The organism is Microbacterium sp. CCH5-D1 (genome assembly GCF_001557335.1).
GTDB lineage: Bacteria > Actinomycetota > Actinomycetes > Actinomycetales > Microbacteriaceae > Microbacterium > Microbacterium oxydans.
Genome location: NZ_LSJW01000036.1, coordinates 1 through 12,483 on the forward strand (window position 1 = coordinate 1; position 12,483 = coordinate 12,483).

Annotated in this window: 12 protein-coding genes; 5 read left to right on the forward strand and 7 right to left on the reverse strand. The window is 68.0% G+C overall.

Annotated features, from left to right (window positions below; all coding sequences use genetic code 11):
* Positions 1 to 56 precede the first annotated feature (56 nt).
* The 7 genes from AX744_RS02310 to AX744_RS02340 all read right to left on the reverse strand — a co-directional run bounded on the left by AX744_RS02310 (position 57) and on the right by AX744_RS02340 (position 6,677).
* A complete protein-coding gene (locus AX744_RS02310) occupies positions 57 to 1,181 on the reverse strand; it encodes an FUSC family protein (protein ID WP_061015289.1) in 1,125 nt (374 codons plus the stop codon).
* Between the two features lie 147 nt (positions 1,182 to 1,328).
* Complete coding sequence (locus tag AX744_RS02315; protein WP_061015281.1) at positions 1,329 to 2,015, reverse strand: hypothetical protein; 687 nt, start codon at positions 2,013 to 2,015, stop codon at positions 1,329 to 1,331.
* A complete protein-coding gene (locus tag AX744_RS02320) occupies positions 2,015 to 2,929 on the reverse strand; it encodes an ABC transporter ATP-binding protein (protein ID WP_061015282.1) in 915 nt (304 codons plus the stop codon). The genes AX744_RS02315 and AX744_RS02320 overlap by 1 nt, the downstream gene beginning before the upstream one ends.
* Positions 2,926 to 3,315 carry a GntR family transcriptional regulator gene (locus AX744_RS02325; RefSeq protein ID WP_046748097.1) on the reverse strand — a complete coding sequence of 130 codons (390 nt, stop codon included), beginning with the start codon at positions 3,313 to 3,315 and terminating at the stop codon, positions 2,926 to 2,928. Before AX744_RS02325 ends, AX744_RS02320 begins: the two co-directional genes overlap by 4 nt.
* 257 nt (positions 3,316 to 3,572) lie before the next feature.
* A complete protein-coding gene (locus AX744_RS02330; protein ID WP_061015283.1) occupies positions 3,573 to 4,061 on the reverse strand; it encodes a GbsR/MarR family transcriptional regulator in 489 nt (162 codons plus the stop codon).
* Between the two features lie 10 nt (positions 4,062 to 4,071).
* Positions 4,072 to 5,694 carry an ABC transporter permease gene (locus AX744_RS02335; protein ID WP_061015284.1) on the reverse strand — a complete coding sequence of 541 codons (1,623 nt, stop codon included), beginning with the start codon at positions 5,692 to 5,694 and terminating at the stop codon, positions 4,072 to 4,074.
* Positions 5,694 to 6,677, reverse strand: coding sequence for an ABC transporter ATP-binding protein (locus AX744_RS02340; RefSeq protein WP_061015285.1), 984 nt, complete (start codon positions 6,675 to 6,677; stop codon positions 5,694 to 5,696). Before AX744_RS02340 ends, AX744_RS02335 begins: the two co-directional genes overlap by 1 nt.
* A 90-nt stretch (positions 6,678 to 6,767) precedes the next feature.
* Here AX744_RS02340 and AX744_RS02345 point away from each other — a divergent pair, with 90 nt between their 5' ends.
* The 5 genes from AX744_RS02345 to AX744_RS02365 form a co-directional block, all read left to right on the forward strand.
* Positions 6,768 to 8,078 (forward strand): class I SAM-dependent methyltransferase, encoded by a 1,311-nt coding sequence (locus tag AX744_RS02345; protein ID WP_061015286.1) that lies wholly within the window; start codon positions 6,768 to 6,770, stop codon positions 8,076 to 8,078.
* A gap of 338 nt (positions 8,079 to 8,416) precedes the next feature.
* The gene (locus tag AX744_RS02350; protein WP_061015287.1) at positions 8,417 to 9,736 is read left to right on the forward strand and encodes a quaternary amine ABC transporter ATP-binding protein; all 1,320 of its coding nucleotides are present in this window, start codon (positions 8,417 to 8,419) and stop codon (positions 9,734 to 9,736) included.
* Positions 9,736 to 10,737, forward strand: a complete 1,002-nt coding sequence (locus AX744_RS02355; RefSeq protein ID WP_058630834.1) for an ABC transporter permease — start codon at positions 9,736 to 9,738, stop codon at positions 10,735 to 10,737. Before AX744_RS02350 ends, AX744_RS02355 begins: the two co-directional genes overlap by 1 nt.
* 54 nt (positions 10,738 to 10,791) lie before the next feature.
* Entirely contained in the window at positions 10,792 to 11,700 is a 909-nt protein-coding gene (locus AX744_RS02360; RefSeq protein WP_046748102.1) for a glycine betaine ABC transporter substrate-binding protein, read from the forward strand.
* 143 nt (positions 11,701 to 11,843) lie between these two features.
* A partial coding sequence (locus tag AX744_RS02365; protein ID WP_061015288.1) for a linear amide C-N hydrolase occupies positions 11,844 to 12,483 on the forward strand: 640 nt, incomplete at its 3' end.

The following is a 12,483-nucleotide window of genomic DNA, read 5'->3' on the forward strand; positions in this document are numbered from 1 at the left end:
GATGGCCGCTATTGGCAGGTGGATGTGATCGCCGCCGACGACACCATCTGACGCGGCTACTCGACCTCCTCTTCCCTCTTCTCGGAGGGGGAGCCTGTACCGCTCAGGATCAGGATGCGTCGCAGGTGCATCGCGGTGAGCACTCCCGGACCCATCGACCGTCGGACGTCGACCGTGCGGTCGTCGACGGTCTCGAGGAGCAGCCGGATCGCCCGCGCCGCCTCGGCGCGCACGCGGTGATCCTCGCTCGAGGAGGCATCGCCGTGCGCGATCACTTCGGCCACCGCATGGCACGCGGCCGACAGCGGACCCGGGAGGGCGGGGTCGAGCGCGAGCCCTGCCGGCCGCTCCCAGATGGTGTCGGCGATCTCGTCGGCGATGTCGCGGATGAGGTGGCCGATGCGATCGAGGGCGGCGAGCTCATCGTGGCTCTGCTGGATCCATGAGCGGTGTCCCTTGGCGCGAGGATTGCCGCGGCGACTCTCCTCCGCTTCGGTCAGGGCCGCCCTCAACTCCGAGGAGGTATCGGCCAGCGAGGCCGCGTCATCAGCCCACTGCTCGTGCTCGGGAGGCCACGACTCCGAGACCGCCGAGCCGATGTCGTGCAGATGCGCGGCCAGCTGCTCGCGGAAGTCGGCCACCCGTCCGGCCGCTGCCAAGGTGAGCGGCGCCGGCGCGATGACCAGGTTCACCACCAGGCCGACGACCACCCCGACCGCCATCTGCGTCAGATACCCGAGCGAGTAGTCGTCGGCTTTCTGCCCGCCGATGATCAGCACGAAGAGGGCGGCCATCGGCACGTACTCGCGACCGACGCCGAACCATCCCGTTCCCGAGACGAGCACGCCGAGCCCGACGACGAGAGGGATCGACCACCACGTCGGGCCCACAGTGATCACGATGAGGGTCGCCAGGCCGATTCCGGTGGCCAGCCCGAGCAAGGTCTGCAGACTCGATCTCGCCGAGCCCATCAAGGTCGGATACATGCTCACCAGCGCGCCGAGCGGAGCGTAGTAGGGGTACTCGTCGGTGACACCGGGCATGTGCGGTGCGATCGCCCAGGCCAGCCCGACCGCGAGCATCGTCTTCGCGACGAGCAGGAGCCGCGCGGGGAGCACTGCTTCATGCAGCGAGCGGGCGACACCCGAACGGCGGGCCCGCAGACGGGGAGGGATCTTCACGCGCACCGAGCGTAGTGACCGTCGCGGCTCTTCGGCACCCGGTTGCTTCCGCCGTGCTCCGAGGCTAGGGGGATCCGCTGACGAAAGCCACGATGCCGCGACCGCACGGGGAGTGCGGTCGCGGCATTCGTGTTCTCTCGCGGAGGATCAGGGGATGGTCCTGCGGAACGCGAGGAACGACACTCCCGTGAAGACCGCGGTGAGCACGAGACCCCACAGCGCCAGTCCCACCGCCCCGAGGTCCATGATCGCGGCGCCGACGTGGTTCCACAGGTCGAGCCGGGTCGCCAGGAAGACGAGGCCGATGAGCACCAGCGCCAGCCCGATGCCCACGATGAGCAGGACCAGCTGCCCCCAGCTCTTGTAGATCGTGGCGCCCGTGAACCCGAGCACGAAGAAGAACAGGGCGAGTGTGAAGTAGACGACGAAGGCGCCGAGGGGCCCGGCGTCCCACAGCCACGGCAGGTAGAAGACGTAGCCGTTCACGCCGTAGCCGTTCGTGGCGACCTCGATGCCGCCGCCGATCAGGAACAGGATTCCCATGAGGGCGCTGCCGAGGACTGCCGTGAGCATCGTGCCGAAGAAGAACTCCCTGCGGGTGATGCTCATGGCCTGCGAGAACGGGAAGGTCAGGGTCATCGCCGACATGCCGATCGCGAAGAAGTACCAGAGGGGCGCTTGGCCTCCGCCGCCGTACTTGGGGGTGTCGACCGGGATCATCGCGTAGATGATGATCGAGATCACGACGGCAGCCGCGAGGATGATCAGCGGGTACCAGACGAAGGTGCCCTTGTTGATCAGCTGCAGGCGGACGACGTTGAATGTGCGTCGCATCAGCGCACCTCCTCTTTCGCTGCGTTCTCTCTCGTGGAATCGGTCGCGACCTTCTGCGTGAGCCGCACGACCAGCTGCTGCAGCGAGACGGGTGCGAGGTCGAGTCCTGACGCGGTGATCTCGGCGCGATCCTCCGACGACACGGCACCGAGGACGGTGACCGACGCGACCCGGCCGAGCGACTCCCGGTGCAGCACTTCCCGCGCACCCACCCAGGCATCGACCTTGGCGGCGTCGCCCACCACGGTCACGGCGCGTTCGCGGACCGCATCCGTGTCTTCGTTGAGCAGGATGCGCCCATCGTCGATCACGATGACCTTCTCGATGAGGTTCGACACCTCGTCGATCAGGTGCGAGGACAGGATGATCGTGCGCGGATGCTCCGCATAGTCCTCCACCAGTCGGTCGTAGAAGATCTGTCTGGCGACCGCGTCGAGACCGAGATACGGCTCGTCGAAGAAGGTGATCTCGGCGCGCGAGGCGAGACCGATGATGACCCCGACCGCGGACAGCTGGCCGCGCGAGAGCTTCTTGATCGTCTGCTTCATCGGCAGCTGGAACTCGGCGATGAGCTCGTCGGCGAGCGCCTGGTCCCAGTTCGGGAAGAACAGGCTCGCAGCCTTGAAAGCGTGCTTGGGGTACGCGTCGTCCGGATACTTCTGGCTCTCGCGGACGAAGCAGATCCGACTGAGCACGTGCGCGTTCTCGTACGGGTGCTCGCCGAAGACCTTGATGGTTCCGGATGATTCGAAGTTCTGCGCGGTGAGGATGGACATGAGCGTGGTCTTGCCTGCACCGTTCCGGCCGAGGAGGCCGTAGATCGCGTCTCCCTCGATGGCGAGCGACACGTTGTCGAGTGCTCGCTTCTCCTTGTAGCGCTTGGTGAGGTTCTGCACCTCGATGACGGCGGTCATGCGGGGGTCTTCCCTTCTGCGTCGATGGTCAGTGCGGCGCGCTGCCTGAGCAGTGCCGCGAGATCTTCCGCGCCCAGCCCGAGCGTGCGGGCTTCGGCGAGGAGCGGGTCGATGTAGCGATCGGCGAACGCGGCGCGGCGCTCGCCGAGGAGCAGCTCCCTGGCACCGTCGGCGACGAACATGCCGATGCCTCGGCGCTTGTAGAGCACTCCCTTGTCGGTGAGCATGGCGACTCCCTTCGCTGCGGTGGCGGGATTGATCCGGTAGAACGCGGCGAGCTCGTTGGTGGAAGGAGCCTGCGCCTCCTCGCTGAGTGTGCCGTCGACGATCGAGTCCTCGATCTGCTCGGCGATCTGGAGGAAGAGCGGCTTGCCTTCTTCGATCACGAGTCCTCCGCGTGGTTCGTGGGTTAGTTACTTGACTAAGTAACCATATAACTCACGCGGGTGTCAAGGGGCTCGTCGCTGGTGCCAAAACCCAGACCATCCGGTGCCCGCTCGGCGCGTTGGTATCCGCCTCCGGGGAGACACGCCGGGCGCGGACGAATGGTCTCCGTTTTGGCAGGAGTGCGCGGGCGCGGGTGCGGGTGTGCGAGGAAGGTGTGGGTGTGGGTGTGGGTGTGGGTGTGGGTGTGGGGCGAGGGTCAGGAGTCGCGGCGGAGGGCGCGCCAGTCCTCGACGATCTGCAGCATGCGGGTGGAGAGGAAGCGGAAGAACTCGGCGAGCTCGATCGCGCGGTCGTGGGCGCCCTGATCGTCGTCGTGCTCCGCGGCGATCTCGTCGATGTACTCGGAAAGGCGCGAGTACACCGGCATGTTCCCGACGATCGAGCTGTAGAACGGATCGTGCACGAACTCGTAGCGGTCGCGCCGGTCGCCGGGGCGCGATCGACGCTGGATGAAGTGCAGCTGCTGCAGGTAGCGCACCGCGCCGGAGACGGCAGCGGCCGAGACGCCCAGACGCTCGCCGAGCTGCGCGGCCGTGTACCCGCCCTCGGGAGCGGCGATCAGCGCCATCATCACGCGCGCAGGCATTCGCGGCATCCCAGCGGCGGTCATCATGGCGGCGGCCTGCTCGGCGGGTTCCGTCCCGCGGTGGGAGTCGGGCGAGGGTGCGTCGCGGTCGTCAGGCATCGTGCTCCTCCTAGGCTCCGGGGGCGAGCTCACGGCGTCGCATCAGGGTCAGGGCTCCTGCGCCTCCCGCGACCAGGGCGAGCACGAGCCACCACAGGCCGCGCACATCCACGCCGCTGCCGTCCACCACCGGGGTCACCCCGAAGGGCGAGAGGTTCATCGTCCATTCCGGCAGTCCGAACAACGGACCGAACATCCCGAACAGGGTCGCCAGCAGGACGAGGCTCCACGATACGGCCGTCGTCGCGCGGGGGAGCAGCACGAAGACGAGCGCGGTGAGGACGGCGAAGACCGATGCGGCGAACGCCTGGCCGAGCCCCGCCACCGCCACGATGCGGTACAGCGATTCAGCGCCGCCGTTCACCCGGATGCCGACCCACCCGGCGAGCACCGCGGCGGCGACCACGATCAGCACCGCGACCACGCCGACGATCACGTAGTCGGCGAGCCAGCGCACACGAACGACCGGGGTCGCCAGCACGGCCTCGGCTGTGCTGTGCGCCTCCTCCTGCCGTGCGCGCACCACGATCTGCACGGCGCAGCACGCGGCGAGGATGCCGAGAAGGGTGAAGAACACGGTGACCACGACCTCGTCGAGCCCGCCTGTCGCTCCGCCGATCTTGGTCAGGATGTCGGCCACGGCCGGGTTCTCGCCCGAGATCCGGTCGACCAGTCCGCTCAGGGTGGTGGCGAGGATGCCGGTGATCGCTCCGCCGACCGCCCACCCCACGATCGCCCCGGACGTGAGCCGCCACACCAGGGCATGCGGCGAGGCGAGCGCGGGCCGTGCCGAGACCCTGCCGGGGCGCTCCGCGACGAAACTCGCATCGATGTCTCGCATCGACTGCAGGGCGACGGATGCGCCGGCGAGCACGAGTCCGAAGGCCAGGCCGAGCAGCACCGGCCAGACCAGGTCGGAGTCGTAGGGGCGGGACTGCTCCACCCACCCGAAGGGGGACAGCCACGCCGGCCACGCGCTCGTCATGCGGGTGAGATCGTCGCTCGGGGTGCCCGCCGCGTTGCCGATGCCGCGGATCAGGAACATCGCCACGAGCGCCCAGACCGTCAGGGAGTTCGCGCCTCGAGAGGTGCGCAGAAGCTGCGCCGCGAGGAGGCCGACGCCGAGGAACGCGATGCCGCAGGACGCCGCTGCGGCCCCCGCCAGGACCGATCCTGCGAGCGGAAGGCCGGTGGCGACCAGCGCGAGCACCGTGAGCAGGGCCAGGGCGACGTTCGCGAGGACCCCGTGCGCGATCGTCGCGACCGTCGGAAGGCGGCGCCCGGCGGGGGTGGCCCAGACGAGCTCAGCCCGTCCCGCCTCCTCGTCGCCCCGGGTGTGCCGCACGGCGAGGAATGTGCTCATGAGGGCGGCGAGGAACGCCAGCCACGGCAGCACCTCGAAAGCCAGGAACGCCCCTTCGGACGTGCCGGACGGCAGCCCGCGGAACATCAGGATCACCGGATTCGCGAGCGCGGCGGCGAGGATGTTCTGCCGGTCGGCAAGAGTCGAGTACGACTGGCTGACACCGGCGTATCCGGCGAAGGCCATCAGGGCCGTACCGACGATCCACAGCGCGAGCTGCAGCCGATCGCGGCGCAGTCGCTGTCTCAGCAGCACGCCGAACGTGGTCATCACGCACGGTCCTTCAGTGCGCGGCGGGTGGAAGGCACTTCGTGCTCCGCCTCGCCGTCTTCGGCCGCTTCGAGGCCGGCGAGGTCATCGCCGTAGTGGCGCAGGAACAGCTCCTCGAGCGAGGGCGGGGCGACGCGGAGGTCGCTGATGCCGAGGGTGGCGAGTGCGGGGAGAACCGTCGCCGTGCGATCGCTGTCGACGGAGAGGCGGATGCGGTCGCCCTGCTGCACGGGGTCGTGCACGTCCGGGATGCGGCCGACCTGTTCGAGGGTGGCGCCGGCGGAGGCGAACGACACGTCGCTGCGGGTGAGATGACGCAGCTCCGCCAGGGTTCCCGCCTCCACGACGCGGCCCGCGCGGATGATCGACACCCGGTCGCACAGCTGCTCGACCTCGCTCATGATGTGGCTCGACAGCAGCACGGTCGCGCCGTTCGCGTGGGCGCGGGCCACTTCACGCTGGAAGATGACCGCCATCAGGGGATCGAGTCCGCTGGTCGGCTCATCGAGGATGTAGAGGTCGGCAGGCACGGCGAACGCCGCGATTAGAGCGACCTTCTGCCGATTGCCCTTCGAGTAGGCGCGGCCCTTCTTGCGCGGGTCGAACTGGAACGCGTCCATCAGGCGCTTCTTCTCGTGCTGGTAGGCGGCGTCCTTCGCACGGGCGCCGCGCAGTCGTGCGAGCAGGTCGACGGCCTCGCCCCCGGACAGGTTCGGCCAGACGCTGACGTCTCCTGGCACGTAGGCGATGCGTCGATGCAGGTCGACGGCGCGATCCCAGGGGCCTTCGCCGAAGACCTCGACCTCACCCCCGGTGCGCCGCGCGAGGCCGAGGAGGATGCGGATGGTGGTCGACTTGCCCGCGCCGTTCGGGCCGAGGAACCCGTGCACCTGGCCCTGCTCGACGGTGAGATCGAGGCCGTCGAGTGCGTGCGTGTGGCCGTAGTGCTTCGTGAGATTGCGGGTGGCGATGACGGTGGTCATGCGCGGGAGCGTACGCCCGATTCACAAAGTCGTGAATCGGGCGAAAACAACACATGCGAAATCCTTACGACGCCCGCGTACAGTGGGCTGGTGCCGGAGTTCCCCTACAGTCGCCTGCGCCGCTGGCCCGACGTCGAGGCGGACAACCTGCAGGCATATGACGCGACCGACCTGCTGCTCGTGGAACGGGCGCTCGCGCTCGACGTGGACGGCTCCGAGATGGTCGTCATCGGCGACGAGTACGGCGCGATCACGCTCGCTCTTGCCGCGGGAGGGCGCCACGGCATCCGGGTGCATCAGGACCTCGCGACCGGTCGCCTGGCACTGCAGCGCAATGCGGAAGAGCTCGGGCTTGCGGGTGCTTCCGGCCGAAACGGAGACGACCTCAATGGGGCAGGGCGCGTCGCGGGGCAACCCGCCGAGCGTGAGACGGATGGTCTGGGTTTCGGCCGACTGTTCCACCCGCACGAGCTCGATGCCGACCTGCTCACCGGCGCGAAACTGGTGCTGCTGCAGCTGCCGAAGTCGCTCGCGGAACTCGTGGAGATCGCCGACGCCGTGGCCCGCTGGGCTGCTCCCGACGTGGTGCTCGTCGCCGGAGGCCGCGTGAAGCACATGTCCCTCGGTCAGAACGAGGTGCTGGGGCGGAGCTTCGCGCACGTGCAGGCTCAACGCGCCGAGCGGAAGTCGCGACTGATCGTGGCCACGGAGCCGCGCCCCGCCGCCGCGGACCGGCCGTTCCCGGTGGCGGCGCAGCACGACGGGCTGACGCTGGTCGCCCACGGAGGCGCGTTCGCGGGGCCGCGCCTCGACATCGGAACCCGAGTGCTGCTGGAGGTGCTCGGCCTGACCGGTGCGCAACTCGGCAAGAATGCCCCGGATCGGCGCGATTCGCACCGGAGCGGGCCGGAAGACGGACGTTCCTCCGGAGTCGTTCACGACACTGCGGCCCGACGTGTGCTCGACCTCGGCTGCGGCACCGGGGCGCTCGCCGTCTCCTATGCCCTCGCGCACCCCGAAGCGCAGGTGACGGCCACCGACCGGTCTGCCGCTGCAGTGGCATCCGCCCGCACGACGGCGGCTGCGAACGGAGTCGCCGACAGGGTCACGGTCACCCACGACGACGCCGGCTCCGCGCTTCCCGATGCCTCCTTCGACGCGGTGCTCCTGAACCCGCCGTTCCACCTCGGCGCGAGCGTGCACACGGGAGCGGCGACGCGGCTGTTCGAGGCCGCGGCGCGTGTGCTCCGGCCCGACGGAGAACTCTTCACGGTGTACAACTCCTCCCTCGCCTATCGCCCTGAACTCACCCGGCTGGTGGGGTCGACCGAGCAGGTCGAACGCACCCCGAAATTCACCGTCACACGCAGCATCCGGAGCGCGCAGACCTCGGATTCCTGACCGCGGAACCACCGCGGGAGGGATTGTTGAATACCCGTGCAATCCCCCGGTCAGCCACCGAAACGAGGCCACCCCGCGCGACCGGGATTTGCCCCTGATCGGCCATTTCGTTACGTTGGTCTGTGGGCCTGACGGCCCGAAGACCAGTCCGCGACCACGTCCTTCTTTCGATGAGCTGTGCTGCGAAGAGGCGTGGACGTACGGTCGATGCTCTATCGCGGTGGATCCGAAATCCGCCGTCCGTGCCGCCACAGCAGACATGTCGAACGGCCTTGAGGGGATCACCCGGGCGTAACCGAAGCAGGCTCAGCCACCCGAAGGCGAGCCGCAGGGGAAACGTGTCCGAAATCGCTCTCGAAGCGCGCAATCTGTACAAGGTTTTCGGTAAGAATCCGAACGCCGCCGTCCGTCGGCTGAAGGCCGGTGAGAGCCGAACCGCCGTCGCGGATGCCGGCACCGCCGCGGTCATCGACGCCAGCTTCTCCGTGAACCGCGGGGAGATCTTCGTCATCATGGGCCTGTCGGGATCCGGCAAGTCCACCATCATCCGCATGCTCAACGGGCTGCATGACGTCACCGACGGCACCGTCACCGTGAACGGCGACCCCATCACCGGTATCCCGTCGTCGCGACTCCGTGAGATCCGTCGCGACCGCATCTCGATGGTGTTCCAGCACTTCGCCCTGCTGCCGCACCGTACGGTCGCCGCGAACGTCGCCTACCCGCTCGAGCTCAAGGGCACCCCGAAGGCCGATCGCCTGGCGAAGGCGGAGGAGATCCTCTCGCTGGTCGGACTCGAGGGACAGGGCGAGAAGCTCCCGTCCGAGCTCTCCGGCGGTATGCAGCAGCGCGTCGGCATCGCCCGCGCGCTCGCCGCCGACAGCGACATCCTGCTGATGGACGAGGCGTTCAGCGCGCTCGACCCCCTGATCCGGCGCGAGATGCAGGAACAGCTGCTCGAACTGCAGCAGAAGCTCCAGAAGACCATCGTGTTCATCACGCACGACCTGAACGAGGCCATGTTCCTCGGTGACCGCATCGCCGTGATGCGCGACGGCCGCATCGTGCAGATCGGCACACCGGAAGACATCCTGATGGACCCGGCCAACGACTACGTCGAGCAGTTCGTGCAGGACGTCGACCGTGCCCGCGTGCTCACCGCGGCCAACGTGATGGAGCGCCCGCGCCCCGTCGTGCCGCACACCGCGGGACCCCGCACCGCCCTGCGTCAGATGCGCGACGCCTACATGTCGGCCACGTACGTGGTCGGCAAGGACCGGCAGCTCATCGGTGTCGTCACCGACCGTGACGCGGTGAAGCTCGTGCGCAACGGAGCGACCACGCTCGACTCGATCATCAAGCCCGTGCTGCAGAGCGTGCGGGAGGACGACGTGCTCATGAACCTGTTCGTGCCGGCCGTCGAGTCTCCCCTGCCGCTCGCGGTCACGGATGCCGAAGGCCGTCTGGTCGGGGTGATCCCGCGCGTGACGCTGCTCGCCGCCCTCGGTCCCGGACCCGGCGCGACCGAGGAGATCACGCTTCCGCTGATGCCGATGCCGCAGGCCGAGATCGATGCGGTGCTCGATGACGGGTGGACCGCCGACCCGGGCCCCTCGACAAGCTCAGGAGCCCAGGTCGAGACGGAGGAGGTGCGCTGATGGATGGCTTCCGCATCCCCGTGGGAACCTGGATCGAGTCCGTCGTCGACTGGGTCAAGGACAACCTCGACGGTCTGCTCGACGTGATCTCGTTCGTGATGAGCTTCCTCGTCGACGGCCTCACGAGCATCCTGCTCGCCCCGAACTTCGTGGTCATCATCGTGATCGCCGCGCTCATCGCCTGGGTCGTGCGCTCGTGGCAGCTCGCGATCGGCACGGTCGTGTCGTTCGGACTGATCGTCGGGATGGACCTGTGGGTTCCCGCGATGCAGACCCTGGCGCTCGTGCTCGTCGCCGCCATCATCGCGGTGCTGATCGCCGTGCCGCTGGGCATCTGGTCGGCGCGCAACGCCACCGTCCGCGCCGTGCTCAAGCCCGTGCTCGACTTCATGCAGACCATGCCGGCCTTCGTGTACCTGATCCCGGCGATCGTGTTCTTCGGCATCGGCGTGGTGCCCGGCCTCGTGGCGACCGTGATCTTCGCCCTGCCCCCAGGTGTGCGTCTGACCGAGCTGGGCATCCGCGGTGTCGACTCCGAGACCGTCGAGGCCGGTCAGGCGTTCGGCGCGAAGCCGGGCCAGATCCTCCGCGGCATCCAGCTTCCGCTCGCGATGCCGACCATCATGGCCGGCGTCAACCAGGTCATCATGCTCGCCCTGTCCATGGCGGTCATCGCCGGAATGGCGGGGGCGGACGGCCTCGGGAAGATGGTGGTCGAGGCGATCTCGACCATCAACATCCCCAAGGGCGTCGAGGCCGGCCTCGGTGTCGTGTTGATCGCGGTCTTCCTCGACCGGGTCACCGCGGCGCTGGGAGCTCCGGGCGAGAACCGCTCGTCGCTGCTCGGCATGCTCGCGCGGCGTCGCACCCCGCGCGGAAACGGTGGCGGAACAGCATCCGCTCCTACTCCTGAGGTCTCGGAGCAGCAGGACGCCGCAGCTGCGGCGGAACGCGCCGAGGTCGCGCCGCGACGCAACGCCGTCGGCGGCGGAGTGCGCTGAAAGCTCCACCCCTACGGAACAACACCCATACGGAACGCAAGAGAGAGAAATCACATGAAGAAGAAGATCCTCGCAATCACCGCACTCGGCGCCGCAGCGGCGCTCACCCTCGCGGGCTGCAGCAGCGACGGCGCCGGTGGCACGGGCGGCGGCGACGGCAGCGGCGACGACAAGGGCACCATCACGCTGGGCTTCCTGCCCTCGTGGACCGATGGGCTGAGCACCGCCTACCTGCTGCAGGACCAGCTCGAGAAGATCGGCTACACGGTCGAGATGAAGACGCTCACCGAGGCAGGCCCGCTCTACACCGGGCTCGCCCAGGGCGACGTCGACATCTATCCTTCGGCGTGGCCGGAACTCACTCACGCCTCCTACATGGAGAAGTACGGTGACGACATCGAAGACCTCGGCAAGTACTACGAGAACGCCAAGCTCACCCTCGCGGTTCCGGAGTACTCCGAGCTGAACTCGATCGAAGACCTCGTGGGCAAGGGCGGCGAGTTCGACGGCAAGATCTACGGCATCGAGCCGGGCGCGGGCCTCACCGCCCAGACGCAGAAGATGATGCCCGAGTACGGTCTCGATGGCGAGTACGAGCTCGTCACCTCGTCGACCGCGGCGATGCTCACCGAGCTGAAGACCGCGACCGACAAGCAGGAGGACATCGTCGTGACGCTGTGGCGTCCGTTCTGGGCCAACGACGCCTTCCCCGTGAAGGACCTCGAGGACCCGAAGGGTGCGATGGGCAAGGCCGAGGGCCTGCACTTCCTGGGCACCGACGGCTTCGCCGAGGAGTTCCCCGAGGCCGCCGAGCTGATCGAGAAGATCAAGCTCGACGACGAGCAGTACGGTGCGCTCGAAGACCTCGTGGTCAACGAGTACGGCGAGGGCAAGGAAGCCGACGCGGTCGACGAGTGGCTGAAGCAGTACGGCGACCAGTTCGACTGGACCGTCACCAGCTGACACCGCTCCCGCTTCACGAAGGAGGGCCTCCCGCGCCGGGAGGCCCTCCTTCGCGCTTGCGTCACCCCCCTTACGCTGGGCGACCACGAGTGCGACCATGGCCGTTCGAGGACCCGACCGGGCCCCGGAGCGGAGAGGGAACGATGTGCACAGGACTGAGCTTCACCACCGTCGACCACTACTTCGGGAGAAATCTCGATCTCGAGTTCTCGTACAACGAGACGGTCACCATCACGCCGAGGAACTTCTCGTTCCCGTTCCGCCGACTCGCGTCCATGCCTACGCATCACGCGATCATCGGCATCGCGACGATCTCGGACGGGTACCCGCTGTACTACGACGCGGTCAATGAGAAGGGGCTCGGTATGGCCGGGCTCAACTTCCCAGACAACGCGTACTACCCGGCGGAGGATTCCGAGGCGACCAACGTCACCCCCTTCGAGTTCATCCCGTGGGTCTTGGGGCAGTTCGACTCCGTGGCGCAGGTGAAGGAAGCGCTGGAGACCGTGAACCTCGCCGACATCTCGTTCAGCGCGCAGTTCCCGCTGTCGCCGCTGCACTGGATCATCTCGGACGGTGCGGCCTCGATCACGGTGGAGAGCGTCCATGACGGCCTGAAGGTGTACGACAATCCCTGGGGCGTTCTCACCAACAATCCCACGTTCGACATCCAGAGCTTCCGGCTGAACGACTACATGCATCTGTCGACCCGGCAGCCGCAGAACACGTTCGCCCCTGACGTGCCTCTGGATACCTACAGCCGGGGGATGGGCGGGATGGGTC